The sequence below is a fragment of the Streptomyces sp. NPDC104831 genome (genome assembly GCF_055583025.1).
Genome location: NZ_JBVJOT010000005.1, coordinates 196,310 through 221,911 on the forward strand (window position 1 = coordinate 196,310; position 25,602 = coordinate 221,911).

Annotated in this window: 19 protein-coding genes, 4 tRNA genes and 1 other RNA gene; 14 read left to right on the plus strand and 10 right to left on the minus strand. The window is 73.3% G+C overall.

Annotation, left to right across the window (positions count from 1 at the left end):
• Nucleotides 1-135 precede the first annotated feature (135 nt).
• Complete coding sequence (locus ACZ63H_RS05850; RefSeq protein ID WP_469862543.1) at nt 136-1,962, plus strand: copper resistance CopC/CopD family protein; 1,827 nt, start codon at nt 136-138, stop codon at nt 1,960-1,962.
• Here the strand turns inward: ACZ63H_RS05850 and ACZ63H_RS05855 are convergent.
• Both ACZ63H_RS05855 and ACZ63H_RS05860 read right to left on the minus strand, forming a co-directional pair.
• Nucleotides 1,904-3,391, minus strand: coding sequence for an ApeA N-terminal domain 1-containing protein (locus tag ACZ63H_RS05855; RefSeq protein ID WP_469862502.1), 1,488 nt, complete (start codon nt 3,389-3,391; stop codon nt 1,904-1,906). The genes ACZ63H_RS05850 and ACZ63H_RS05855 overlap by 59 nt on opposite strands.
• A gap of 215 nt (nt 3,392-3,606) precedes the next feature.
• Nucleotides 3,607-3,694 (minus strand) — tRNA-Ser (locus tag ACZ63H_RS05860).
• 119 nt (nt 3,695-3,813) lie between these two features.
• On the opposite strand from ACZ63H_RS05860, the gene ffs reads away from it, so the two are divergent.
• The 6 genes from ffs (at nt 3,814) to ACZ63H_RS05890 (ending at nt 13,103) form a co-directional block, all read left to right on the plus strand.
• Nucleotides 3,814-3,910: signal recognition particle sRNA small type (gene ffs, locus ACZ63H_RS05865), an RNA gene on the plus strand.
• Between the two features lie 69 nt (nt 3,911-3,979).
• On the plus strand, nt 3,980-6,313 hold the full coding sequence (locus ACZ63H_RS05870) for a DNA polymerase III subunit gamma and tau (RefSeq protein WP_469862503.1): 2,334 nt from the start codon (nt 3,980-3,982) through the stop codon (nt 6,311-6,313).
• Between the two features lie 152 nt (nt 6,314-6,465).
• Nucleotides 6,466-7,725 (plus strand): phosphoribosylamine--glycine ligase, encoded by a 1,260-nt coding sequence (purD, locus tag ACZ63H_RS05875; RefSeq protein ID WP_469862505.1) that lies wholly within the window; start codon nt 6,466-6,468, stop codon nt 7,723-7,725.
• 278 nt (nt 7,726-8,003) lie between these two features.
• On the plus strand, nt 8,004-10,346 hold the full coding sequence (locus ACZ63H_RS05880; protein WP_469862506.1) for a hypothetical protein: 2,343 nt from the start codon (nt 8,004-8,006) through the stop codon (nt 10,344-10,346).
• Nucleotides 10,347-10,636: 290 nt separating this feature from the next.
• The gene (locus ACZ63H_RS05885) at nt 10,637-12,133 is read left to right on the plus strand and encodes a N,N-dimethylformamidase beta subunit family domain-containing protein (protein ID WP_469862508.1); all 1,497 of its coding nucleotides are present in this window, start codon (nt 10,637-10,639) and stop codon (nt 12,131-12,133) included.
• Between the two features lie 70 nt (nt 12,134-12,203).
• Entirely contained in the window at nt 12,204-13,103 is a 900-nt protein-coding gene (locus tag ACZ63H_RS05890; RefSeq protein WP_469862510.1) for a phosphoribosylaminoimidazolesuccinocarboxamide synthase, read from the plus strand.
• A 68-nt stretch (nt 13,104-13,171) separates the two neighbouring features.
• Here the strand turns inward: ACZ63H_RS05890 and ACZ63H_RS05895 are convergent.
• From ACZ63H_RS05895 to ACZ63H_RS05930, 8 genes are all read right to left on the minus strand, one after another.
• Nucleotides 13,172-13,247, minus strand: a tRNA-Gly gene (locus ACZ63H_RS05895).
• 23 nt (nt 13,248-13,270) lie between these two features.
• Entirely contained in the window at nt 13,271-13,885 is a 615-nt protein-coding gene (locus tag ACZ63H_RS05900) for a response regulator (RefSeq protein ID WP_469862512.1), read from the minus strand.
• A complete protein-coding gene (locus ACZ63H_RS05905) occupies nt 13,882-15,135 on the minus strand; it encodes a sensor histidine kinase (RefSeq protein ID WP_469862514.1) in 1,254 nt (417 codons plus the stop codon). The genes ACZ63H_RS05900 and ACZ63H_RS05905 overlap by 4 nt, the downstream gene beginning before the upstream one ends.
• Before the next feature lie 16 nt (nt 15,136-15,151).
• Nucleotides 15,152-15,940: an ABC transporter permease gene (locus tag ACZ63H_RS05910; RefSeq protein WP_469862516.1), complete on the minus strand. Its 789-nt coding sequence runs from the start codon at nt 15,938-15,940 to the stop codon at nt 15,152-15,154.
• Nucleotides 15,937-16,878 carry an ABC transporter ATP-binding protein gene (locus ACZ63H_RS05915; RefSeq protein WP_469862517.1) on the minus strand — a complete coding sequence of 314 codons (942 nt, stop codon included), beginning with the start codon at nt 16,876-16,878 and terminating at the stop codon, nt 15,937-15,939. The genes ACZ63H_RS05910 and ACZ63H_RS05915 overlap by 4 nt, the downstream gene beginning before the upstream one ends.
• A 126-nt stretch (nt 16,879-17,004) precedes the next feature.
• Nucleotides 17,005-17,077 (minus strand) — tRNA-Gly (locus ACZ63H_RS05920).
• An 80-nt stretch (nt 17,078-17,157) separates the two neighbouring features.
• Nucleotides 17,158-17,229, minus strand: a tRNA-Gly gene (locus ACZ63H_RS05925).
• A gap of 166 nt (nt 17,230-17,395) precedes the next feature.
• Entirely contained in the window at nt 17,396-17,713 is a 318-nt protein-coding gene (locus ACZ63H_RS05930) for a histone-like nucleoid-structuring protein Lsr2 (RefSeq protein WP_318202584.1), read from the minus strand.
• Nucleotides 17,714-18,024: 311 nt separating this feature from the next.
• On the opposite strand from ACZ63H_RS05930, the gene purS reads away from it, so the two are divergent.
• From purS to purM, 7 genes are all read left to right on the plus strand, one after another.
• Nucleotides 18,025-18,288, plus strand: coding sequence for a phosphoribosylformylglycinamidine synthase subunit PurS (gene purS, locus ACZ63H_RS05935; RefSeq protein ID WP_014673609.1), 264 nt, complete (start codon nt 18,025-18,027; stop codon nt 18,286-18,288).
• A complete protein-coding gene (gene purQ, locus ACZ63H_RS05940) occupies nt 18,285-18,965 on the plus strand; it encodes a phosphoribosylformylglycinamidine synthase subunit PurQ (RefSeq protein ID WP_469862519.1) in 681 nt (226 codons plus the stop codon). Before purS ends, purQ begins: the two co-directional genes overlap by 4 nt.
• The gene (purL, locus tag ACZ63H_RS05945; RefSeq protein ID WP_469862521.1) at nt 18,962-21,220 is read left to right on the plus strand and encodes a phosphoribosylformylglycinamidine synthase subunit PurL; all 2,259 of its coding nucleotides are present in this window, start codon (nt 18,962-18,964) and stop codon (nt 21,218-21,220) included. The genes purQ and purL overlap by 4 nt, the downstream gene beginning before the upstream one ends.
• Before the next feature lie 143 nt (nt 21,221-21,363).
• On the plus strand, nt 21,364-22,161 hold the full coding sequence (locus ACZ63H_RS05950) for a maleylpyruvate isomerase family mycothiol-dependent enzyme (protein WP_469862523.1): 798 nt from the start codon (nt 21,364-21,366) through the stop codon (nt 22,159-22,161).
• A gap of 35 nt (nt 22,162-22,196) precedes the next feature.
• Entirely contained in the window at nt 22,197-22,646 is a 450-nt protein-coding gene (locus ACZ63H_RS05955; RefSeq protein ID WP_469862524.1) for an META domain-containing protein, read from the plus strand.
• Nucleotides 22,647-22,848: 202 nt separating this feature from the next.
• Complete coding sequence (gene purF, locus ACZ63H_RS05960) at nt 22,849-24,378, plus strand: amidophosphoribosyltransferase (protein WP_469862526.1); 1,530 nt, start codon at nt 22,849-22,851, stop codon at nt 24,376-24,378.
• 35 nt (nt 24,379-24,413) lie between these two features.
• Entirely contained in the window at nt 24,414-25,478 is a 1,065-nt protein-coding gene (purM, locus tag ACZ63H_RS05965) for a phosphoribosylformylglycinamidine cyclo-ligase (RefSeq protein WP_469862528.1), read from the plus strand.
• Nucleotides 25,479-25,602: the final 124 nt, after the last annotated feature.

The window sequence follows — 25,602 nt, forward strand, 5'->3', positions numbered from 1 at the left end:
GGCACACGAGGCGACGGACGGAGACCGAGGGTGCGACGCCAGGAACATGGAACACACCCGGCCACCCCCACCCAACCCCCGGCGCCCCGACCGGCCCCGCGCCCCGACCGGTGGATCCGCCTCCGCGCGGTCCTTCTGCTCCCCGTCCTCCTTTGCGGTCTCCTCTGCGGTCTCCTCCTCGGTGCCGCCGCCCCCGCCCGCGCCCACGCCGTGCCGCGGGTGACGGAACCCGCCGACGGGGCGGTGCTGCGCACTGCGCCCCGCCACGTCACGCTGGCCTTCAGCGAGCCGGTCGGCCTGCCGACCGACTCCTTCCGGGTCTACGACCCCGGCAACCACCGCGTCCGCACCGCCCCCGCCGATCACGTCCCGGGCCGCTCCGACACCGCCAGGGTCACCCTGCCCGCCCGCCTCGGCCCCGGGACGTACACGGTCGCCTGGCGGGTGGTGTCGGCCGACAGCCACCCGGTGTCCGGCGCCCTCACCTTCTCGGTCGGCGAGCGCACGGCGGCAGCGGAGGCGCCTCCCGCGCAGCCGGCGGAGCACCCGGCCACCACCGCCCTGCACACGATCGCCCGCCACCTCGCCCACCTCTCCCTGGCCCTGCTCCTGGGCACCGCCGCCTTCGCGGCGTACTGCCGCCCGCCCGTCACGGCCCCCCTGCGCACCCCCGCGCTGGCCGCCGGAGGCACCCTGCTCGCCGCCACGGCCGCCGGCTACCTCCTGCGGGCGCCGTACGAGCGGGGCACCGCCCCGGCGACCGCGTTCACCGCGGCCGCCCTCACCCACACCGCGACGACCCGCCCCGGCCTGCTGCTCCTGGCCCGCATCGCGCTGCTCCTCCTGGTGGCGGCCGGCGCGTCCCTGCCGCGCGCCCGCCGCGTCCGGCTCCCGCGCCGCGCCACCCTCGCGGCCGGCACGGGCACCGCCGTCGCCCTCTGCCTGACCTGGCCGGCCTCCGGCCACGCCGCGGCCGGCATACAGGTCCCGGCGGCGATCGTCTCGGCCACCCTGCACCTGCTGGCGACGGCGGTCTGGCTGGGCGGCCTGGCCGCGCTCCTGTGGACGCTACGGCGCGCCCCGGGTCCCCTCCCCGCCCGGGTCCCGGCCCGCTTCTCCCGGCTGGCGTCGGCCTCGGTGACGGTCCTGGTGCTGACCGGCGTCTACCAGTCCTGGCGCGGCCTCGGCTCCTGGCAGGCGCTGACCGGCACGGCGTACGGGCACACGCTGCTGGCCAAACTGGCGGCGATCGGCGCCCTGCTCCTCGCGGCGGCCCGCTCCCGCGCCTGGACCACCCGTCCGACCGGTGCCGCCGCCCCGACCGTGGGCGACGCGCGCCCGCTGCGGCGCTCGGTGCTGGCGGAGGCGGCCGTGGCCACCGTCGTCCTGGCGCTGACCACCCTCCTGACCGGCACCGTCCCCGGCCGCGCGGCGGCGGAGCAGGCGGCCGCGTCGGCCTCCGGGTCCGCGCCCGTACCGGCCGGCGTCCCCACCGCCTCCGTCACCACGGTCCCCTTCGACACCGGCGCCTCCGGCGGCCACGGCACGGTCCAGATCACCCTGGACCCGGGCCGGACCGGCCGGAACTCGGTCCAGGCGGTGGTCTACGGCCCCGACGGCGGCCTGTCCTCGGTCCCCGCGCTCCGGATCACCCTCACGCTCCCCGCCCAGCGCCTGGGCCCCCTGGACACCCGCCTCACGGACCGCGGCGGCTACTGGGCCGCCGACGCCTTCACCCTCCCCTTCCCCGGCACCTGGACCCTGAAGGCCACGGTCCGGGTGTCGGAGGTCGACCAGGTGACGGTGTCGGCACCGCTGAACGTGATCCGCCAGTCCGTGGAAGGGCGAACGCCACAGGCCCAGGGAGCTTCCGCGGGGCTGAGGACGTCGGTCACACGGAGTCTCAGGAGACGGCGTCGGGCGGGACCAGCCATTCGCGAGCGACGTTGGCGGTTGCCCTGAGCTGGGGATGCTCCCGCACGATCTCGCTCTGCCGCCGGGCAGGCAGGCCGAGTTCGTGCAGAAGATTGAGAATGACGACTGCCGTGGTCACCTCCACGACGGCAATCAGCTCTTCCACGCGGTGATTCGGCGTCTTTCCCTCGTGCGTCAGGTCGTTGCGCGCCCGAGTGGTCCTTTCGGCCCACCGGTCCACGTCCGGGACGAGAAGCGCGATCGCGTCCTGGTCGGGGCGCGCGGCGAGGGCGTACAGCCGGTCCCGGAGAGTCGGGTCGTTGCGGATGACCCCCTTGAACCTCTCCTGGTGCCTCTCCGGCACCTGCTTGAGCATGGCGTCCCGCATCGCCTTGAACTCCGCCCTGGGAAACGGCTTCTCGTCGATGCGCAGACCACGGTGCAGCACCTCGGCGGCTCCCACCGCCGTCAGGAGGTTGTTCTCCACGTAGCGGGCCGGTGCGTAGCGCAGGCCCAGGATCATGCTGGTGGCCGCCCGCAGCCGGCCGTGTGCCTCGTACCAGCGGGGCACCACGTCTTCGAACGGGAGCGACGCACAGGTGAAGAAGACACGGTGGTGGTCGACCGCCTTGGCGTCTCCCCTGCCGAGTGCGGTGGGCGAGTAGAGCACATCGGCGCGTCGCCTCGGCGCGGGGCGGCCGTCCGGCAGCGGCGCGGGCTCCGTCTGCGCCACCTCGAGCCGGAGCCAGATCAAGCCGGCGGCTCGATGGGTCGCGAGCGAGACGAGATCCTGCACCAGGCCGGCCGCTTCCCGCGCGCCGGCCAGGGAATACGGGGTGGGCGGTACGACGCGTACGAACACCGTGTCGTGCATGCGCCCGACGGTGCCGCCTTTGCGCTGGTCGAAGAAGGGCACGGTGTGCTGGTGCTGCAGTTGGAACTCGATCCCGTCGACCAGGGCCGACCGCGTCTCCACCGGTTTCACGGAGATGCTCCCGGTCCCGTCGAACCTGCCGTCGGCGGTGCCGACGAACCCCTCGAACACCGATGACGCGGCCCACAAGCCGAGGTCCTCGACGGCGATCTCCGCGGCGGAGAACACGGCGTCGTCCTCACCGCTCACGTGCGCCCCGACGAGGGCGGTCATCGCCACCACGGTCTGCTTGTCGGGGCTCTTCACCCGCGCGCCGATCGTTCGCTTCCCGTCCTTCGGGAAACAGCCGAGGAGGGAGATCTCCCGTTGCTCGGCAGCGCCATGGATGACGTCCCACTGCCGGCTCCCCTGGTGGAACACGGTGATTCCAGGAGAGGGCGTCGACATGATGCGGTCTTCGAACGCACCGATCAGCGACAGCACCAGGCCGTCGTCCGGGGAGTACCGCAGGACACCGGGTATCCGCCGGTCGGGATCTTCGGGCAGCCACCAGAGGCCCGACCATTCGCCGACTTCGTCGAGGTTCAACGGGTTGTTCGCCAAGTGTCTTCTCCCGAGCGGGGCTGCCGAAGAGGTGTCGGCTTCGTCCACGAGGAGGGCCGGCGGCTCGTCCGGGATCACACGGAAGACGGCCGCTGCCTGGACTGCACACTACTAGGGCCGCGTTGTCGTCCGGAGTGGAATGACGACGTCTGGGGACAACGTCGAAGGGCCCCCTGTTTCCAGGGGGCCCTTCGACATCGTGCCCGGTGAGGCACTGGCGGAGGATACGAGATTCGAACTCGTGAGGGGTTGCCCCCAACACGCTTTCCAAGCGTGCGCCCTAGGCCTCTAGGCGAATCCTCCGCCGAGAACATTACATGACCGAGGGGAGTGCTCGCGAACCCGTTCCCGCAGGCCGTCCCCGGGTGCGGGGGGCCGGGCGATCGGGTTCGGTCCGGGGGCCGCCATCGGGTACTGTGGGGCACAGCCCCTCACGCGGCGCTATCTGACTGAACTCCCCCAGGGCCGGAAGGCAGCAAGGGTAGGTCGGCTCTGGCGGGTGCGTGGGGGGCCCTTGCGTTCCCCGGGCCGTGGGTCCGGATCCGCGGGCGGGGCCCGTTGTCAGTGCGCCCCATTAACCTCGTATGCGTGTCGTCTCTCGCGCTGTACCGCCGCTATCGCCCGGAGACCTTTGCCGAGGTCATCGGGCAGGAGCATGTCACCGACCCGCTGCAGCAGGCGCTGCGGAACAACCGGGTCAATCACGCGTACCTGTTCAGCGGCCCCCGCGGATGCGGCAAGACGACCAGCGCGCGCATCCTCGCCCGCTGCCTGAACTGTGAGCAGGGTCCCACGCCGACCCCCTGCGGGGAGTGTCAGTCGTGCCTCGACCTGGCCCGCAACGGGCCGGGGTCCATCGACGTCATCGAGATCGACGCGGCCTCTCACGGTGGTGTGGACGACGCCCGCGAGCTGCGCGAGAAGGCATTCTTCGGCCCCGCGAGCAGCCGCTACAAGATCTACATCATCGACGAGGCCCACATGGTCACGTCGGCCGGTTTCAACGCGCTGCTGAAGGTCGTCGAGGAGCCGCCGGAGCACCTGAAGTTCATCTTCGCGACCACCGAGCCCGAGAAGGTCATCGGGACGATCCGGTCGCGCACCCACCACTACCCGTTCCGGCTGGTGCCCCCGGGCACCCTGCGCGAGTACCTCGGCGAGGTGTGCCAGAAGGAGGACATCCCGGTCGAGGACGGCGTGCTGCCGCTCGTCGTGCGCGCCGGCGCCGGTTCCGTGCGTGACTCCATGTCCGTCATGGACCAGCTCCTCGCCGGTGCCGGCGAGGACGGTGTGACGTATGCCATGGCGACCTCCCTGCTCGGCTACACCGACGGCTCCCTGCTCGACTCCGTCGTGGAGGCATTCGCCACCGGTGACGGGGCCGCCGCCTTCGAGGTCGTCGACCGGGTCATCGAGGGGGGCAACGACCCGCGGCGCTTCGTCGCCGACCTGCTGGAGCGGCTGCGCGACCTGGTGATCCTCGCCGCCGTGCCGGACGCCGTGGAGAAGGGCCTCTTCGACGCCCCGGCCGACGTGCTGGAGCGGATGCGGGCCCAGGCCGAGACGTTCGGCGCCGCCGAGCTGAGCCGCGCCGCCGATCTCGTCAACGAGGGCCTGACCGAGATGCGCGGCGCCACCTCGCCCCGCCTCCAGCTGGAACTGATCTGCGCCCGCGTCCTGCTCCCGGCCGCCTACGGCGACGAGCGGTCCCTCATGGCCCGCCTCGACCGCCTGGAACGCGGCATCGGCTTCTCCGGCGGGGGCGGCACGCCCGCCATGGGCTACGTCCCGGGCCCCGAGGCCCACGGAGGCGCTCCGGCGGCAGGAGCCGGCACGGGCGTGGGTGCGGTGTCCGTGCCGCCCGGCGGGGGCCCGGCGGCGGCCCGCGCGGCCGTCCGGGGCCCCGGTGTCCCGGGCGCTCCGAGTGCCGAGGGGGTCCCGGCGGCTCCCGGTGGTCCGGCCGAGGCCGTCCCGCCCGCCTCCGCCGTACCGGCGCCTCCACCCGCCCCCGCGCCCGCCGCTCCCGCCGCGCCGGCGGCGGCCCCCGCCCCGGCGGCCCCGGCCCCCGCGGCGGCGCAGAGTCCTGCCGCCCCCGCCCCCGCCCCCGGTGCCTGGCCCGCCGCCGCCCCCGCCGGCGGCGGCCGGCGCCCCGGTGGCTGGCCCACGGCCGCCGCCCCGGCGAGCGGGCGGCCCGGTCAGGGCCAGGGCACCGGTCAGCCGCAGCAGCCCCAGCAGCAGCCGGGACACGCGTCACCCGCGCCCGCTCCGGCGCCCCAGGCCCCGGCGCCCGCGCCCACCGGGGGACTCGACCCCCGCGCGCTGTGGCCGAACATCCTGGAGGCCGTCAAGAACCGCCGTCGCTTCACCTGGATCCTGCTCAGCCAGAACGCCCAGGTGACCGGCTTCGACGGCACCACCCTCCAGCTCGGCTTCGTCAACGCCGGCGCCCGGGACAACTTCTCCGGCAGCGGCAGCGAGGACGTGCTGCGGCAGGCGCTGGCCGAGCAGTTCAACGTGCAGTGGAAGATCGAGGCGATCATCGACCCGTCCGGCGGCGGCGCCCCGCAGTCTCCGGGCGGCGGCGCGTCCGGCCACGGCGGAGGCGGCGGCTACGGCGGCTCCCCCGCCGGCGGCTACGGCGGCGCTCCCGGCGGTGGTGGCTACGGCGCCCCGGCCGCCCCCCGCCCCGCGGCGCCCCAGGCCGCCCCGCAGGCCACCGCCCCGCGGCACAGCGCCCCGGCCTCCTCCGGTCCCGTGCCGCCGCCCCAGCCGGCCGCCGCCCCGGAGCCCCCGCCCGTGGCCCTCGAGGACGACATCCCCGAGGACGACGACCCGGACCTGGACGAGTCGGCCCTGTCCGGTCACGAGCTGATCGTGCGGGAGCTGGGAGCGACGGTCGTGGAGGAGTTCTCCAACGAGTAGCCCGCGGGCGGGCGGGCCCCGAGGCAGGCACGCCGTCTCGCGGGAAACCCCCGCTCCGGGGGCCGGAGACGGGCGTAGCCGGCGTCGTTTTGGAGGAAGCTCCGACAAACCCGGCGCCCGGGCTTCGGCGACCTTGCCATTAGGCTGACCCCGTGAAGGTCCTCGTCATCGGCGGCGGCGCCCGCGAACACGCCCTGTGCCGCTCCCTGTCCCTCGACCCCGACGTCACCGCGCTGTACTGCGCCCCCGGCAACGCCGGCATCGCCGAGGTGGCCGAGCTGCACCCGGTCGACGCGCTCGACGGCGCGGCGGTGGCCGGACTCGCCACCCGCCTCGGTGCCGAGCTGGTCGTCGTCGGCCCGGAGGCCCCGCTGGTCGCCGGTGTCGCCGACGCCGTCCGCGCGGCCGGCATCCCGGTGTTCGGCCCCTCCGGGGAGGCCGCCCGGCTGGAGGGTTCCAAGGCCTTCGCCAAGGACGTCATGGCGGCGGCCGGGGTGCCGACCGCCCGCTCCTACGTCTGCGCCGGCGCGGACGAGGTCGCCGAGGCCCTGGACGCCTTCGGCGCCCCCTACGTCGTCAAGGACGACGGCCTCGCCGCCGGCAAGGGCGTGGTCGTCACCTCCGACCTCGACGCCGCCAAGGCGCACGCGGCCGGCTGCGAGCAGGTGGTGATCGAGGAGTTCCTCGACGGCCCCGAGGTGTCCCTCTTCGCCGTCACCGACGGGGAGACCGTCGTACCGCTCCAGCCCGCCCAGGACTTCAAGCGGGCCCTGGACGGCGACGAGGGCCCGAACACCGGCGGCATGGGCGCGTACTCGCCGCTGCCGTGGGCCGACCCGAAGCTGGTCGACGAGGTGCTCCAGACCGTGCTCCAGCCGACGGTGGACGAGATGCGCCGCCGGGGCACGCCCTTCTCCGGGCTCCTCTACGCAGGTCTCGCGATCACCTCGCGCGGGGTCCGGGTCATCGAGTTCAACGCCCGCTTCGGCGACCCGGAGACCCAGGTCGTGCTGGCCCGCCTGGCGACGCCGCTGGCCGGCGTGCTGATGGCCGCCGCCACCGGGAACCTGGCCGACCTGCCCCCCCTGCGCTGGAGCGACGACGCGGCGGTCACCGTCGTCGTCGCCTCGCACAACTACCCGGACACCCCGCGCACCGGTGACCCGATCACCGGGCTGGACGCGGTCGCCGCCGAGGACGCCCCGCACGCCTACGTGCTGCACGCCGGCACGAAGCGGGACGGCGACGCGGTCGTCAGCGCCGGCGGACGCGTGCTGTCCGTCACCGCCACCGGCAAGGACCTGGCCGAGGCGCGCGAGCGGGCGTACCGGGCGGTGGGCCGGATCGGGCTGGACGGCTCGCAGCACCGCACGGACATCGCGGCGAAGGCGGCGCAGTCCGCGGACGCCTGAGCCCCTGCCCTTCTGACCTGCGGTTCTGCCATCAGGCCCCGGATCCACGATCCGGGGCCTGACCCTTGCTGTCTGTCACCCAGCTCTGACCAAAGCCATTCCATCGAGTGAGCAATCGGCTATCCGGCTGACGGGGACCCGGGCCCCAACTAGGGTGCCGCGCAAGCGTTCCGGCACTTGGCCCACCGGCATTGCGATGTCAGTGACGGGTGCCACAGTGGGGGAGTGAGCACCACCAGGACAGCACGCGAGCGGCAGGGAGGGGGCGAGATCGGCACGTGAACGGAATCGGTGTGGAGGCGGGCGCGCAGGCCGCGCGCTCCCGGGCCCTCGCCGTGCTGCGGGTCCGGGGCCGCGCGCTGGGCGTGGCGCTGCTGCCCGCGGGCGCCGCGGTGATCCTGCTGACCGGCGCCTCCACCGGCCAATTCGCCGGCCCGGGCTGGGACGCCGCCCGCTGGGCCGTGGGCGCGCTCGCGGTGCTGGTGCTGCTGACCGCCGCGAGTGTCGCCCTGGTCGTGGCCCGGGCCCGCCCCGCCACCAGCCCCACGGTGCCGATCCCGGAGGAGTCCGCCCCGGATCTGTACCGGATGGTGCGCGACCTCGCCGACCGCCTGGACGTGCCGGCCCCGTCGGCCATAGCCCTCACCCCGGACTGCGACAGCTGGCTGGAGGACCGGGCGCACTCGGCGCACGGCCCGCCCCCGCGTCCGGCACCCGGCCGGCCGGCGTCCCCCCGGACCCCGACCCCGCCGGTCCTCGTCATCGGTTCCCCGTTCCTGTGGTGGATGCGCGTCGGCGAGCTGCGCGCGGTCCTCGCCCCGGTCATCGCGAGTACGGGCCCCTCGGCGCACCCCGACATAGCGGCCGCCCGCCGCTTCGTGCGCGGGCTGGACGCGGCCGTGGCGGTCACCTCGGCCCCGGGCCGCCGTCCGCCGGCCCGGGGGCTGTGCGCGGCCGTCGGCTGGGTGGCGCGGCTGCTGCTGCGCGGCTGCCAGGAGCACGCGACGCTGATGGAGCGCGGGGTCGCGGCGGCGGCGGCCGAACGCGCCCAGGCGGTCGACTACGGCCTGCGGATCGTCGCCCAGGAGCAGGTCGGGCTGGCCTACGCCGGCTGGGACCGGCTGCTGACCAGGGTCGCGCTGCCCGCCTGGCGCATGGGCCGCTGGCCGTCCCGGCTGGACGCGGGCGTGGTGGCGGCGCTCACCGAGCTGTCCCGCCGCGACCGGCTGGCCGAGGGCTTCGCCTCCCGGCTCGGCGAGCGGCCGGCCTGCGACCTGCTGGAGGAGCCCGGCACGGTGGACGAGGCCGCGTCCCTGCTCGCCGCCCGCCTCTTCCACGGCGGCCCCGCCGAGCCGTGTTCCGACTGGGCGCCGGTCGACTGGCAGGCGTACCCGGAGGAGGTCGTGGACCGCACCTGGCGCGTCGACGCGGCCCGCCTGCACCGGGCCCTGGACTCGCTGGGCGTCCGCCCCGCCCCGGCCGCCGGCCATCGCGACCCGGGCGGCCCCACCCTCGCCCGTGTCCTGAACCACCTGACCACCGCCGCCCCCGAAGCCGACGACGAGCCCGCGCTCGGGTTCGAGACCGACGGGAAACAGGCGCGAGAGACCACGCGGGAGACACCGGCCGGCCCGGCGACCCGGGCCACCACCGAGGCCCCCCAGCAGACCCCCGACGCCGGGCCGGAGCCGCGAACCGCCTCGCAGACTCCCGAAGACCGACTGGACCAACCCGCCTCGCAGACTCCCGAAGGCCGACTGGACCAACCCGCCTCGCAGATCCCCGAGGGCTCCCTGGCCCAGGCTGCCCCGCAGACCCCTGACGGCAGGACCGAGGCACAGACCGCCCCGCAGACCCCCGAGGGCCCCCTGACCCAGGCTGCCCCGCAAGCCCCCGACGGCAGGCCGGGACCACAGACCGTCCCACAGGCCCCCGGCGGCGGGCCCGAGACGCAGAGCGCCGACGGCAGCGCCCCGGCAGAGACGGCCCCCGGCGCATCCCTGGACTGGCCGGCCCCCGGCACGGCCCCGGCGTGGGAAGCCGCCGTCGGGTCCCCCGCCCCGCCCCACTCCCGAGCCGCCGACGGCGGGAGCCACCCGCAGGAACCTCCGGTCCTCGACGACGTCACACGCGCGGGTGGTACGGGTGGGAGTGAAGTGGACGCCGACGGTGAGGCCGAGGCGGAGCCCGGAACGCCCCGCAGCGTCGCCCTGGCCGCCCTCCTCACCGCCGAGCTGGCCCGCGAGGAGGCCCGCGCGCAGCAGGCCCGCAAGGGCAAGGACCGCAAGGGCGCCGCCGGCGCCCCCCACGGCCCCGACGGCACCGCGTGGGCCCCCGGTGACTACGGCCTGCCCCCGTTCCCGCTCCAGCCCCACCGCACCGCCCGCGAACTCCTCGCCGACCACGTCACGGCGATGGTGTGCTGCGCGGCCGTGGACACCGCCGGCGCCGTCCCCGCCCTGGACTGGCTGGACGGCCCCTCCCTGCTGCTGGACGGCGAACGCGCGGCCGACCTCGCGCCCAAGGTGCTCACCCTGATCGAGGACGGCGACCCGCGCCCGCTGCGCGACTGGCTCACCGCGTTCGGGATACGCCCCGAAAAGCCCGTACGGCTCGTGTGATCCCGCCGCGGCCCGCGCCGCGCGGGCCGGAACCGGGCCGGGCCACCGCAGCCACCGCACCTTTCGGCAAGCCGCCTCCGCTCTCTCCCCCGTAGCGGAAACGCGTCTTCCACTTCAGGTCAATTCGCAACGAGTAGTGACCGGCCCCGTGCGTAATGTGATGTGCTGGGACCGACCACGCCTTTGGCAATGGCGCGCGACATACGACAGCGCGGCCGAGCACGGCGGAGCATCACCGCTCAGCGGGCACCACCGAGACAGACACGGGGGGATGAGGGAGGGGAGCGACCATGGCCTCGGACCACATTCGTCGCTGGGAGTCCGGAGCACTCGCGCATGGCGTCACGGATCCCTTCGGCCAGGGCCCGGTGCCCTGGCTGCGCGGCAGTGAGCCGTACATCGACGACTTCGGCAAGGTGATGCCCTGGTACGTCGACGCCTGCCCGCAGGCCGCCGGGGCGGCCGGCCGCCGCGCCCCCGCCCCCCGCACCTCCTCCTCCGGCCCCCGTTCGGCCGACGACGTGCACCGCCAGATCAAGGGCTTCACGTCCAGCGGCGCCGTCGCGCCCGGCGAGGCGATCGACTTCCACATCACGGTCGACCCGCCGCAGGAGTTCTTCGTGGACATCTACCGCATCGGCCACTACGGCGGCGACGGCGCGGCGAAGATCACCACCAGCCCGCGCCTGTCCGGCATCGTCCAGCCCCCGCCGCTGACCGCCGACCGCACGGTCTCCTGCCACCACTGGTGGCTGTCCTGGCGCCTCCAGGTGCCCTCCTACTGGAGCATCGGCGCCTACGTGGCCGTTCTGACCACCGCCGACGGCTACCGCTCCCACGTGCCCTTCACGGTCCGCGACAGCCACCCCGCCGATCTGCTCCTGCTGCTGCCCGACGTCACCTGGCAGGCGTACAACCTCTACCCGGAGGACGGCCACACCGGCGCCAGCCTCTACCACGCCTGGGACGAGCACGGCCGTCTCCTCGGCGAGGCCGACGCCGCCACCACGGTCTCCTTCGACCGGCCGTACGCGGGCGCGGGCCTGCCCCTGCACGTCGGCCACGCCTACGACTTCATCCGCTGGGCCGAGCGCTACGGCTACGACCTCGCCTACGCCGACGCCCGCGATCTGCACGCCGGCCGGATCGACCCCACCCGCTACCGGGGCCTGGTCTTCCCGGGCCACGACGAGTACTGGTCGGTGCCGATGCGCCGGGCCGTCGAGGAGGCCCGCGACCGGGGCACCTCCCTGGTCTTCCTCTCCGCCAACACCATGTACTGGCAGGTGGAGCTCGCCCCGTCCCCGTCCGGCGTCCCGGACCGGCTGCTGACCTGCCGCAAGCGCAAGGGGCCCGGCAAGCCGGTGCTCTGGCGCGAGATCGACCGGCCCGAACAGGAACTGGTCGGCATCCAGTACGCGGGCCAGGTGCCCGAGCCGCGCCCGCTGATCGTCCGCAACGGCGGCCACTGGCTGTGGGAGGCGACCGGCGCGCACGAGGGCGACGAGATCAAGGACCTGGTCGCCGGCGAGGCGGACCGCTACTTCCCGCGCACCGCGCTGCCCGAGCACGACGAACGGATCCTGCTCGCCCACTCCCCGTACACCGACGCCGACGGCGTCCTGCGCCACCAGGAGACGTCCCTCTACCGCGCCCCCTCCGGCGCCTGGGTGTTCGCCTCCGGGACCTTCGCCTGGTCCCCGGCCCTGGACCGCCCGGGCCACGTGGACGCCCGCGTCCAGCGCGCCACGGCGAACCTGCTGGACCGCATCTGCAAACGCGACTGACCCCCGGGCGCGCCCGATCGGCCCCGTACGGGAGAATCGGGTGCATTGGACAGAGCCACGGGGAGGAACCGTGTCCGGATTCGTAGAAAAGCCCGAGCCGATCGAGGTTCCGGGCCTGGTGCACCTGCACACCGGGAAGGTGCGCGACCTGTACCAGAACGAGGCGGGCGACCTCGTGATGGTCGCCAGCGACCGCATGTCCGCCTACGACTGGGTGCTGCCCACGGAGATCCCCGACAAGGGCCGGGTCCTCACCCAGCTCTCCCTGTGGTGGTTCGACCAGCTGCGCGACCTCGCCGTGAACCACGTCGTCGGCACCGAGGTGCCCGAGGGCGCCCCGGCCGACTGGGCGGGCCGGACGCTGGTGTGCAAGTCCCTGAAGATGGTCCCGGTGGAGTGCGTGGCCCGGGGCTACCTCACCGGTTCCGGCCTCGCCGAGTACCGGGAGTCCCGCACGGTCTGCGGCCTCGCCCTCCCCGAGGGACTCGTCGACGGCTCCGAGCTGCCCGCCCCGATCTTCACCCCGGCCACCAAGGCCGAGGTCGGCGAGCACGACGAGAACGTCTCCTACGAGGAGGTGGCCCGCCAGGTCGGCGCGGAGACCGCCGCCCAGCTGCGCCAGGCCACGCTCGCGGTGTACTCGCGGGCCCGGGACATCGCCCGGGACCGGGGGATCATCCTGGCCGACACCAAGTTCGAGTTCGGCTTCGACGGCGACACACTCGTCCTCGCCGACGAGGTCCTCACCCCGGACTCCTCCCGCTTCTGGCCGGCCGACGAGTGGCAGCCGGGCCGCGCCCAGCCGTCGTACGACAAGCAGTTCGTGCGCGACTGGCTGACCTCGCCGGCCTCCGGCTGGGACCGGCGGAGCGAGCAGCCCCCGCCGCCGCTGCCGGACGAGGTCGTGGCCGCGACCCGGCAGAAGTACGTGGAGGCGTACGAGCGGCTGACCGGCACCGGCTGGTCGTAGCCCGCGAGCCCCCGGCGAAAGCCGGGGGTACGCGAAAAGCCCCCGGCGGAGAACCGGGGGCTTTTTCGTGGAGCGGACGACGAGGCTCGAACTCGCGACCTCAACCTTGGCAAGGTTGCGCTCTACCAACTGAGCTACGTCCGCGTTGCGCCGTGGCGCGAGAGCAACTATACCCAACCTCGCTCGCGGGCGAGACGCACCGCCGTGTGACGGTTCTCGGCACCGAGCTTGGTGACGGCCGAGGAGAGGTAGTTCCGCACGGTCCCCGGCGACAGCGCGGCCCGCTCGGCGATCTCCGCGACCGGTGCCCCGTCGGCGGCCAGCTCCAGCACCTCGGCCTCCCGCGCGGTCAGCGGGGAGTCCCCGGCGGAGATCGCGTCGGCGGCCAACTCGGGATCCACGTAACGGTTTCCCGCGTGCACGGTGCGGATGATCTCGGCGAGCCGCCGGGCGCTGACCGTCTTCGGGACGAACCCCCGCACACCGGCCGCGAGCGCCCGTTTCAGATGCCCGGGGCGGCCGTGCCCGGTGACGATCAGCACCCGGCAGCCGGGCAGTTCGGCGCGCAGCGATGTGGCGACCTTCACACCGTCGGCGCCCGGCATCTGCAGGTCCAGGACGGCGACGTCGGGCGCGTGCGCCAGCGCCATGGCCAGCGCCTCGGGCCCGCTCGCCGCCTCCGCGACGACCAGCAGATCGTCCTCCAGGGACAGCAGCGCGGCCAGCGCGCCCCGGATCAGATGCTCGTCGTCGGCGAGCAGCAGCCGTACCGGGCCGCTCATGAGGCGACTCCTCCCACCGTGGTCAGGGGTACTTCCGCGATCAGCCGGAACCGGTCCCGGCCGGTGCCGACGTGGCCGGCCTCCAGGGTCCCGCCCACGGCGGCCAGCCGTTCCCGCAGTCCGGCCAGTCCCGAGCCGCCGCCCCCGTCCCCGGGCGCCGCCACGGCACCGTCGTTCTCCACCGTCAGCACCGCCTGCCCCTCACGCACCGTCAGCCCCACCCGGCACCGGCCCGCGTCCCCGTGCCGGAGCACGTTGGTGGCCGCCTCGCGCACCACCCAGCCGAGCGCGGACTGCACCTCGGCGGGCAGTCCGCCGGTCTCCGCGTGGACCTCGCAGTCGATCCCGGCCGCCGCCAGCACGCCCTGCGCCCCGGCGAGTTCGGCGCCGAGGTCGGCCTCCCGGTAGCCGCGCACGACGGCCCGCACCTCCCGCTGGGTCTCCTGGGCGATGCGCTGCACCTCGATCATCTGCTCCACCGCCTCGGGCCTTCCCCGCCGGGCCAGTTGGACGGCCAGCTCGCTCTTGAGGGAGATCACCGACAGGTTCCGGCCCAGCACGTCGTGCAGGTCCCGGCCGAACCGCAGCCGCTCCTCGGCGACGGCGAGCCGGGCCTCCACCTCGCGGGCGCGTTCCGCCTCCCACAGCACGGACAGCGTCCAGGCCCCGCACCGGCAGGCGAGCTGGGCGAACACCGCCATGAAGGCGGTGACCAGAGCGGTGGCGAGCAGCCCGGCGGCGGAGGGGTCGGCGAGCCAGAGGGCGGCCGCCAGCGGCACCGAGCACACGGCCGCGCCGCGCAGGTAGACCCGTACCGGGACGGTGAGGCCGTACAGCAGCGCGAACGGCAGCAGGACCGCGCCGAGCGCCAGCCGGGCCGTCCCCCGGTCGGTCCCGTCCACCGCGGCGAGGGCCGCGATCAGCGCCACGGAGAGGACCAGCAGGGCGGCCGGGACGCGGTGGGCGCCGGCCGGCAGCCGGGCGCGTCCCAGGTAGTGGTCGAGGGCGGGCCGGGTGAGCCGGTTCGCGACAGCGCACTGCAGGGCCGCCACCAGCATCAGCGGGACGCCGAGGAGGGCCGCGGGCCGGTGGTGGGCGAGTGCGGCGGACAGCGGCAGCACCAGCCAGCTCAGGACGAAGAACCAGGTGGTGACGTACCAGGTGACGACCGTGTACAGCTCGACCCGGTCCGCCTTGCCGCGCTCCCGCCAGTGCCGCTGCTGCCACCGCCGTATCGGCCCCACCACCACGCACGCCCCCCGTTCCTCAGCGCCGGGGCTCCCACCGGAACCACCGCCGTACCGCGACCACCGCCACCACGGTCCAGGCCAGCGCGGTCGCGAGCGCCCCGAATGCCTCGTAGGCGCTCAACTGGCCGGTCCAGCCGCCCCGGACGAGCCGGAGGGCGGGGGACAGCGGGAGCAGCTCGCAGACGGAGGCGAGCGGCTTCGGCATGACCTCGGTGGGAACCATCATCCCCGAGCCGATCATCGAGCCGAACACCACGGGCAGCGCGGTGACCTGGCCGCTCTCCACGGTCCGGGTGACGGACGCGGTGAGCGCGGCCAGCGCGGCGCTCAGCACCAGCCCGGCGAGCAGCCCCAGCAGGGTCAGGTACGGCGCCTTCGGCGCCCCGGCGCGCAGCAGCGCCGCGCACCCGGCGCACAGCACCAGCGACTGGGCGAGACCCACGGTCATGGCGGGCAGGGCGGTGCCGGCGAGGATCTCCGTGTCGGACAACTCGCCGGTGCGCAGCCGCTTCAGGACCAGTTCCTCGCGGCGGGCCACGTAGGCGTTGACGAGCGCGCTGTAGACGGCGAAGAGGAACGAGAAGCCGATCCCGGCCGTGAGCAGGGCCGAGCCGACGCCGATGCCCTGCTTCTCCAGGTCCACGTGGTCCAGGGCCGGCCGCATGCCGAACGGCAGCACCAGCGGCACGACGAGCGCGGTGAACACGACCCCGCGGTTGCGGCAGAGGAGGGACAGCTCGGCCCGGGCCAGCGCCCGCAGCCGGCGCGCGGAGGGCGCGGTGGGCGCTGTGGGGAACGTGCTCATGCCGCCACCTCCGCCCGCTCCCGGGCGATCCCGAGGAATGCCTCCTCCAGTGAGGCCGAGCGCACGTCCAGCGCGCGCAGTTCGACGCCGGCCCGCGCGGCCCAGGTGAGGACGGCGGTGGCGGTCCGCTGGAGTTCGCGGGTGCGCAGCCGGACGGTCCGGCCGTCGTACTCGTGGTCCAGGACGCCGAGGGTGGCGAGCGGCGGCAGGTCGCCGGGGAGGTGGCCCGGGGGCAGCTCGAAGGACATCCGGGAGGGACGGTCGGCGGTGACCTCGGCCGGTGTCCCGGAGGCGGCGATCCGGCCCTCGTGCAGGATGGCGAGCCGGTCGGCCAGCTCTTCGGCCTCCTCCAGGTAGTGCGTGGTGAGCAGCACGGTGGTGCCCTCCTCCCGCAGCGCGCGCACCAGGGCCCAGGTGTCCCGGCGGCCCTCGGCGTCCAGTCCGGTGGTCGGCTCGTCGAGGAAGAGCACCTCCGGGTCGCCGAGCAGCGCGAGGGCCAGGTCGAGGCGCCGGCGCTCGCCGCCGGACAGCTGCTTGACCCGTACCCCGTGCTTGTCCGCGAGCCCCGCCCGCTCCAGCACCTCGGCCGGGGGCCGGGCGCCGGTGGTGCAGCCGGCCCACATCCGGGCGGTCTCCGCGACGGTCAGTTCGGCGGGGAAGCCGCCTTCCTGGAGCATCACGCCGGTGCGGGGCCGTACGGCGGCCCGCTCGCGGTGGGGGTCGTGGCCGAGGACCCGGATCCGGCCGCCGGCCGGTGCGGCCAGTCCCTCCAGCAGCTCCACCGTCGATGTCTTCCCGGCGCCGTTGGTGCCCAGCAGGGCGAAGATCTCCCCGCGTGCCACGGAGAAGCTGATTCCGCGTACGGCCTCGAACCCGCCCCCGTAGACGCGCCTGAGGCCGGTGACCTCGATCACGTTCTCGTGCCCGTCGATGTCCATGGCACCAGCGTCCGCGCGGCGGGCGCCCGTCGGCAGTGCGCGATGTCATCCGCGCGCATGACAAATGTCAGAAGGGCGCCGGAGAACGAAAAGACCCCGGTCCATTGGACCGGGGTCTCATTCCCGAGCGGACGACGAGGCTCGAACTCGCGACCTCAACCTTGGCAAGGTTGCGCTCTACCAACTGAGCTACGTCCGCACTGCCCCCGATCGGCTCTCACCGACCGGTGCGAGCACCAGCCTACCCGATCCACGGCAGTGGTCGTGTCGGCGGTGCAGAGCGGGTGACAGGAATTGCACACTGCGCCTTCCCCCTGGAAGGGGGATGTTCTGCTACTGAACTACACCCGCGTGTCCTCGGGGTTCCGGCCTGTCGGCCTCGCCCCTCGGCGTGTCCCAGACATTAGCCGATCGTCGGGGGGGTTGCGCAAGTCGGCTCCCTCCCGGGTCCCGTATGTCCCAAGTGCACGGCTCCCAGGGGCCCCTGACGGTCCCTGGGAGCCGCCCCTTCGCGGGCTCACTGGGCGGCGGTGAACGCCTCGTAGACCTTCTTCGGGATGCGTCCGCGGGCCGGGACGTCCATCTTGTTGGCCTGGGCCCAGGCGCGGACGGCCGCCGGGTCGGGGGCGACCTCCGTCTGCTTGTACGCCTTGCCGGAGCGCGACCGCTTGCGGCCGGCCTCGACGTACGGTGCGAGCGCCTTGCGCAGTTTCTCGGCGTTGGTTTCGTTCAGGTCGATCTCGTACGACTTGCCGTCGAGTCCGAAGGCGATCGTTTCCGCCGCTTCCGAGCCGTCGATGTCGTCAAAGAGAGTGACCACGACCTTTTGCGCCACGAATATCGGTCCCTTCGTGCGGCACGTCGTTACAGCTCAGCGCCGACGACGTGCCGAGTATCGGCTATTGCCAATTCATTTGTACAGTGCCCGGCAATGAAATGTGAAGCCCGACTAAATCCGCCCGCGTGTCCGGGCGCAATAGGCGTGGGCGGGCGGACTGTGGAACTTTCCCAGATCTTTTCGCGGGCGCGCGGCTTCGACACCCGATCGTGATGCGCCTCACGTACTTTCCTCCAACTCTACCCGCGTAGAAATTTTGTGCGGGTAGTCTGAAGGAACCTGCTCAGCACCACACACCGGGAGTGCCAGTGGCACGCGTCGTAGTCGACGTCATGCTCAAGCCGGAGATCCTCGACCCCCAGGGCCAGGCGGTCCAGCGTGCGCTGCCCCGCCTGGGATTCGAAGGGATCTCGGACGTACGTCAGGGAAAGCGTTTCGAACTGGAAGTTGACGGGCCGGTCGACGAGGCCGCCCTCGCCCGCATCCGCGATCTCGCGGAATCCTTCCTCGCCAACACCGTGATCGAGGACTTCACGGTCCGGGTCGACGAAGTCGCGGAGGCGGCCAAGTGACCGCTCGTATTGGCGTCGTCACTTTCCCGGGCAGCCTGGACGACCGGGACACCCAGCGTGCGATCCGCCTCGCGGGCGCCGAACCGGTCGCCCTGTGGCACAAGGACAAGGACCTCAAGCAGGTCGACGCCGTGGTCCTGCCCGGCGGCTTCTCCTACGGCGACTATCTGCGGGCCGGTGCCATCTCCCGGTTCTCGCCGGTGATGGACTCCGTGATCGAGCAGGCGAAGGCCGGGCTGCCGGTCCTCGGCATCTGCAACGGCTTCCAGGTCCTCACCGAGGCCCACCTGCTCCCGGGCGGCATGCTCGGCAACGACCACCTCCACTTCATCTGCCGCGACCAGAAGCTGCGGGTGGAGAACGCGGGGACGGCCTGGACCGGCGACTACCGCGCCGGGCAGGAGATCCACATCCCGCTGAAGAACATGGACGGCCGGTACGTCGCCGACGAGTACACGCTCGACAAGCTGGAGGCGGAGGGCCGCGTCGTCTTCCGGTACCTCGACTTCAACCCGAACGGCTCGCTGCGGGACATCGCCGGCATCACCAACGAGGCCGGGAACGTCGTCGGCCTCATGCCGCACCCCGAGCACGCCGTCGAGCCGCTGATCGGTACGGGCCGTACCGACGGGCTCCCGTTCTTCACCTCGATCCTCAAGAAGCTGGTGGGCGCATGAGCCGGACGCCTCTGGACACGGTCGAGCACGCGGCCGCGACCCCCGACGTCGAGCTGCCCTGGGCCGAACTCGGTCTGAAGAAGGACGAGTACGAGCGGGTGGTGGAGATCCTCGGCCGCCGCCCGACCGGCGCCGAACTCGCCATGTACTCGGTCATGTGGTCCGAGCACTGCTCGTACAAGTCCTCCAAGGTCCACCTGCGCCAGTTCGGCGAGAAGGCCCCGCGGTCGGACGCCCTCCTCGTCGGCATCGGCGAGAACGCCGGCGTGGTCGACGTCGGCCAGGGTTACGCCGTGACCTTCAAGGTCGAGTCGCACAACCACCCGTCGTACGTCGAGCCCTACCAGGGAGCGGCCACCGGCGTCGGCGGCATCGTCCGCGACATCATCGCGATGGGCGCCCGCCCGGTCGCGGTCGTGGACCCGCTGCGCTTCGGCGCCGCCGACCACCCCGACACCAAGCGCGTCCTGCCGGGCGTCGTCGCGGGCATCGGCGGCTACGGCAACTGCCTGGGCCTGCCCAACATCGGCGGCGAGGTCGTCTTCGACGCCTGCTACCAGGGCAACCCGCTGGTCAACGCCGGTGCCATCGGTGTGATGCGGCACGAGGACATCCACCTCGCCAAGGCGTCCGGCGCGGGCAACAAGGTCATCCTCTACGGCGCCCGGACCGGCGGCGACGGCATCGGCGGCGCCTCCATCCTGGCCTCCGAGACCTTCGACGACGCCAAGCCCTCCAAGCGCCCCGCCGTCCAGGTCGGCGACCCCTTCCAGGAGAAGCTGCTCATCGAGTGCACCCTGGAGGCGTTCCGGGAGAAGCTGGTCGTCGGCATCCAGGACCTCGGCGCGGCCGGTCTGTCCTGCGCCACCTCCGAGCTGGCCTCCAACGGCTCCGGCGGCATGCGCGTCACCCTGGACGACGTGCCGCTGCGCGACTCCACGCTCTCGCCCGAGGAGATCCTCATGAGCGAGTCGCAGGAGCGCATGTGCGCGGTGGTGGAGCCGGACAAGGTCGACCGCTTCCTGGAGATCTGCGACAAGTGGGACGTCATCGCCACCGTCATCGGCGAGGTGACCGACGGCGACCGGCTGGAGATCTTCTGGCACGGCGGGAAGATCGTGGACGTCGACCCGCGCACGGTCGCGCACGACGGCCCGGTCTACGAACGCCCGTACGCCCGTCCCGACTGGCAGGACGCCCTCCAGGCGGACGACGCGAACAAGCTGCCCCGCCCGGAGACGAGCGAGGAGCTGAAGGACCAGGTCCTGAGGCTGGTGGCGTCGCCGAACCAGGCGTCGAAGAAGTGGGTCACGCAGCAGTACGACCACTTCGTGCAGGGCAACACCGTGCTGGCGCAGCCGGAGGACTCCGGCATGATCCGCGTAGACGACGAGACCGGTCTCGGCGTCGCGATCGCGACGGACGGCAACGGCCGGTACGCCAAGCTGGACCCGTACACGGGCGCGCAGCTGGCCCTCGCCGAGGCCTACCGGAACGTCGCCACCACGGGCGCCAAGCCGCTGGCGGTCTCCGACTGCCTGAACTTCGGCTCGCCCGAGGACCCGGCGGTGATGTGGCAGTTCGCGGAGGCGGTGCGCGGTCTCGCCGACGGCTGTCAGCAGCTCGGCACGCCCGTGACCGGCGGCAACGTCTCGTTGTACAACCAGACCGGCGACGCGGCGATCCACCCGACCCCGGTCGTCGCCGTCCTCGGCGTGATCGACGACGTGGCCCGCCGCACCCCGGTCGCCTTCCAGGAGGAGGGCCAGCTGATCTACCTCCTCGGCGACACCCGCGAGGAGTTCGGCGGCTCGGCCTGGTCCCAGGTGGTCCACGACCACCTCGGCGGCCTGCCCCCGGCGGTGGACCTGGAGCGGGAGCGGCTGCTCGCCGAGATCCTGATCTCCGCCTCCCGCGACGGCATGATCGACTCCGCGCACGACCTGTCCGACGGCGGTCTGATCCAGGCGGTCGTGGAGTCGGCGCTGCTCGGCGGCATCGGCGCCCGCCTGGTCGTCCCCGACGGCCTGGACGCCTTCACCTTCCTCCTGTCCGAGTCGGCCGGCCGCGCCATCGTCGCCGTGCCGCGCTCGGAGGAGATCCGCTTCACCGACATGTGCGGCGCCCGCGGCCTGCCGGCCACCCGCATCGGCGTGGTGGACGGCGAAGCGGTCGAGATCCAGGGCGAGTTCTCCCTCCCCCTGGAAGACCTCCGCAAGGCCCACGAGGAGACGATCCCGGCGCTGCTGGCGTAACCCCACCGGCTCGGGGCCACGGCCCGTACGGCGAGGAGGCCCGCGCCCGGAAACACGAACACGTTTCCGCGCGCGGGCTTCCGCGCTCCGCCGCCCCGGGCCCCCCGGCCCTCGCCCGGTCCGCGTCCGCATAGGCTCGGCGCATGCCAACAGCCAGGAAGCGTGCGCGCAGTTACGACCCGGCCAAGACCCGGGCCGCCGTCCTCGCCCAGTTCGGCAACGTGCGGGAAGCCGTGCGCGGGCTGGACGAGGAGCGGCTCGGGCTGCCCACCCGGCTCGGGGCGTGGACCGTGCGGGAGCTGGTCGCGCACATCGGGATGAGCGTCACCGCCGTGCTGCGGGCCGCCGCGCGGCCGGCGCCGCCGAAGCAGGACGTCCAAGTGGTCGACTGGACCTTCGCCACCTCCGCCAACTCGGCCGCGATCGCCGATTTCACGCGCCGGATCGCCGAGGAGCACCCGGACCTCGACGCGTACCTCGCCGGGGCCGAGGACGGCCTGCGCGCCCTGCTGGACGAGCACCCCGGCGGCCGGCTGCTGGAGACCAACGCGGGCGCCATGCCGCTGGACGACTACCTCGTCACCCGCACGGTGGAACTCGTCGTCCACACCGACGACCTGAACGCCGCCGTCCCGGGCCCGGCCGTGCCGTTCGACCGGCAGGCCCTGGCCGCCGCCACCCGGCTGCTCGCCGACGCGCTCGCGGTCAAGGCGCCCGGCGGCTCCACCGAGGTGCGCGTGCCGCCGTACGCCGTCGTGCAGTGCGTGGAGGGGCCCCGGCACACCCGCGGCACCCCGCCCAACGTCGTGGAGACCGACCCGCTGACCTGGATCCGGCTCGCGACCGGCCGCCTGGCCTGGGCGGACGCCGTGGCCGGCGCACAGGTCGCCGCCAGCGGGGAGCGGGCCGACCTCGGCGGGCTGCTGCCGCTGCTGGGGTAGCGGAACCGGCGGTCGCCCGCCCTCGTCCAAACGGCATGAAACGGCACGGGAAGTGGCTCGGGCTGCTGATGGTTCCCCTGTTGGCGGGCTGCGCCGCCGGGGAGGCGGACAGGAGTGCCATGGACGGGAACGCGTCGGTGACCGGGGTGGAATGGCGGGTCGAGAGCGTCACGGCGGGCGGGGAGACCCTCGGCGCCCCCGCCGGCGGCTCCCCGCACCTGAGGATCGGCACCGACGGCACCGCGGCCGGTGATCTCGGCTGCAACCGGTTCAGCGCCCGCGTCGGGGTGCGCGGGGACCGGATCAGCTTCGGGGCGCTGCGCACCACCAAGATGGCCTGTGATCCCGCGCGGATGCGCTTCGAGCGGGCGCTCACCCGGGTGCTCGACGGGCAGACGGTCACCGGTACCGTCGAGCAGGGCAAGCTCACCCTCACCAGCGGTCACGGCGACCTCGTCCGGCTCGGCCGCAGCGCGCCCGAATGATGTGCGACACCTCACTCATCGCGGCGGCGAATCGTTCGTATTCGCCTCCCGCCGGCCCGGCCCGGGAACGGCCCGGTCGCCGGGACACGCCAGGTGACCTGCGGAAACGCAGAAAGCACCAAGGTGATCGGAGCGGTCGGGCCGGTCGAGGGCACGTATCCCCAATTCGGACCAGTGGTCGACCTCGCCTACACTCGGTGGCGTGCCACGTGGTGACGGTCGACTCAATCACGATCTGCTTCCCGGCGAAAAGGGCCCCCAGGACGCTTGCGGCGTCTTCGGCGTCTGGGCTCCGGGTGAAGAGGTCGCAAAGCTCACGTACTTCGGGCTCTACGCCCTCCAGCACCGGGGTCAGGAATCCGCGGGAATCGCGGTCAGCAACGGCTCCCAGATCCTCGTCTTCAAGGACATGGGCCTGGTTTCCCAGGTCTTCGACGAAACCTCGCTCGGTTCGCTCCAGGGTCACATCGCGGTCGGACACGCCCGCTACTCGACCACCGGGGCCTCCGTGTGGGAGAACGCCCAGCCGACGTTCCGTGCCACCGGGCACGGCTCGATCGCGCTCGGTCACAACGGCAACCTGGTCAACACGGCGCAGCTCGCCGAGATGGTCGCCGAACTGCCCAACGACAACAACAGCCGCTCCACCCGGGTCGCGGCGACCAACGACACCGACCTGCTGACGGCCCTGCTGGCCGCCCAGGTCGACGAGGACGGCAAACCGCTGACCATCGAGGAGGCCGCCCACACGGTCCTCCCGAAGGTGCGGGGCGCCTTCTCGCTCGTCTTCATGGACGAGCACACCCTCTACGCCGCCCGTGACCCGCAGGGCATCCGCCCGCTGGTCCTCGGCCGCCTGGAGCGCGGCTGGGTGGTCGCCTCCGAGTCGGCCGCCCTGGACATCTGCGGCGCCAGCTTCGTGCGCGAGATCGAGCCGGGCGAGTTCGTCGCCATCGACGAGAACGGCCTGCGCAGCTCGCGATTCGCGGAAGCGAAGCCCAAGGGCTGTGTCTTCGAGTACGTGTACCTGGCCCGCCCGGACACCGACATCGCCGGCCGCAACGTGTACCTCTCCCGCGTGGAGATGGGCCGCCGGCTGGCCAAGGAGGCCCCGGCCGACGCCGACCTGGTCATAGCGACCCCGGAATCCGGCACCCCGGCCGCCATCGGCTACGCGGAGGCCTCCGGCATCCCCTTCGGCGCCGGTCTGGTCAAGAACGCCTACGTCGGCCGGACCTTCATCCAGCCCTCGCAGACCATCCGCCAGCTGGGCATCCGGCTGAAGCTGAACCCGCTGAAGGAAGTCATCAAGGGCAAGCGCCTGGTCGTCGTCGACGACTCGATCGTGCGCGGCAACACGCAGCGCGCCCTGGTCCGCATGCTCCGCGAGGCGGGCGCCGCCGAGGTCCACATCCGGATCTCCTCGCCGCCCGTGAAGTGGCCCTGCTTCTTCGGCATCGACTTCGCCACGCGCGCGGAGCTGATCGCCAACGGCATGAGCATCGAGGAGATCGGCACCAGCCTGGGCGCCGACTCCCTCGCCTACATCTCCATCGACGGCATGATCGAGGCGACCACCATCGCCAAGCCGAACCTGTGCCGCGCCTGCTTCGACGGCGAGTACCCGATGGAGCTGCCGGACCCGGAGCTGCTCGGAAAGCAGCTCCTGGAGACCGAGCTGGCCGCCGGTCCCGCCGCCACGGCCGCGGCCGACGCGATCCGTCGCCCGTAACACCCCCGCAGTACGACACGAAAGCTCTCACAGTCATGTCTGAGACAACCGGTGCCAGCTACGCAGCGGCGGGCGTCGACATCGAGGCGGGCGACCGCGCGGTCGAGCTCATGAAGGAATGGGTGAAGAAGACCCGGCGCCCCGAGGTGCTGGGCGGCCTCGGCGGCTTCGCCGGGCTCTTCGACGCCTCCGCCCTCAAGCGCTACGAACGTCCCCTGCTGGCCTCGGCCACGGACGGCGTCGGCACGAAGGTGGACATCGCCCGCCGCATGGGCGTCTACGACACCATCGGCCACGACCTGGTCGCCATGGTCATGGACGACATCGTGGTGTGCGGCGCCGAGCCGCTGTTCATGACCGACTACATCTGCGTCGGCAAGGTCCACCCCGAGCGGGTCGCGGCCATCGTCAAGGGCATCGCGGAAGGCTGCGTGCTGGCCGGCTGCGCCCTGGTGGGCGGTGAGACGGCCGAACACCCGGGTCTGCTGGGCGAGGACGACTTCGACGTCGCCGGGGCCGGTACGGGCGTCGTGGAGGCCGACCGGCTGCTGGGCGCCGATCGCATCCGCACGGGTGACGCGGTGATCGCCATGGCGTCCTCCGGGCTTCACTCGAACGGGTACTCCCTGGTCCGTCACGTCCTGCTGGACCGCGCCGGGCTGGCCCTGGAGTCGGAGATCGCGGAGCTGGGCCGCAGCCTCGGAGAGGAGCTGCTGGAGCCGACGAAGATCTACTCGCTGGACTGCCTGGCGCTGACCCGCACGGCCGAGGTGCACGCGTTCAGCCACATCACCGGCGGCGGTCTCGCGGCGAACCTGGCCCGGGTCGTCCCGGACGGCCTGCACGCCGTGGTGGACCGCTCCACCTGGACCCCGGGCGCGATCTTCGACCTGGTCGGGAAGACCGGCAGCGTCGAGCGCCTGGAGCTGGAGAAGACCCTGAACATGGGCGTCGGCATGATGGCGATCGTCCCGCAGGAGTCGGCCGAGGTGGCCCTCGCGACCCTGGCCGACCGGGGCGTCGGCGCCTGGGTGGCCGGCGAGATCACCGAGCGCGGCGACCGGACGACGGGCGCCGAGCTGATCGGTGACTACGCGTAAGACCGGTGCGGGGGGGGGGGGGGGGGGGAGGGCAGAACAAAAAAAAAGCCAGCGACCCGGCCCCAGAACAGGGGAAGGGGGGAAAAATCGCCCCAAGAGTCGATCGCACCGACGGGGCTTCTGA

Excerpts from the sequence above, each read along its gene's own strand:
- ACZ63H_RS05885 (WP_469862508.1), top strand. The coding sequence starts at position 10,637 with ATGGCCTCGGACCACATTCGTCGCTGGGAGTCCGGAGCACTCGCGCAT.
- ACZ63H_RS05900 (WP_469862512.1), bottom strand. The coding sequence starts at position 13,885 with ATGAGCGGCCCGGTACGGCTGCTGCTCGCCGACGACGAGCATCTGATC.
- ACZ63H_RS05910 (WP_469862516.1), bottom strand. The coding sequence starts at position 15,940 with ATGAGCACGTTCCCCACAGCGCCCACCGCGCCCTCCGCGCGCCGGCTG.
- ACZ63H_RS05915 (WP_469862517.1), bottom strand. The coding sequence starts at position 16,878 with ATGGACATCGACGGGCACGAGAACGTGATCGAGGTCACCGGCCTCAGG.
- purL (WP_469862521.1), top strand. The coding sequence starts at position 18,962 with ATGAGCCGGACGCCTCTGGACACGGTCGAGCACGCGGCCGCGACCCCC.
- ACZ63H_RS05950 (WP_469862523.1), top strand. The coding sequence starts at position 21,364 with ATGCCAACAGCCAGGAAGCGTGCGCGCAGTTACGACCCGGCCAAGACC.
- ACZ63H_RS05955 (WP_469862524.1), top strand. The coding sequence starts at position 22,197 with ATGAAACGGCACGGGAAGTGGCTCGGGCTGCTGATGGTTCCCCTGTTG.
- purM (WP_469862528.1), top strand. The coding sequence starts at position 24,414 with ATGTCTGAGACAACCGGTGCCAGCTACGCAGCGGCGGGCGTCGACATC.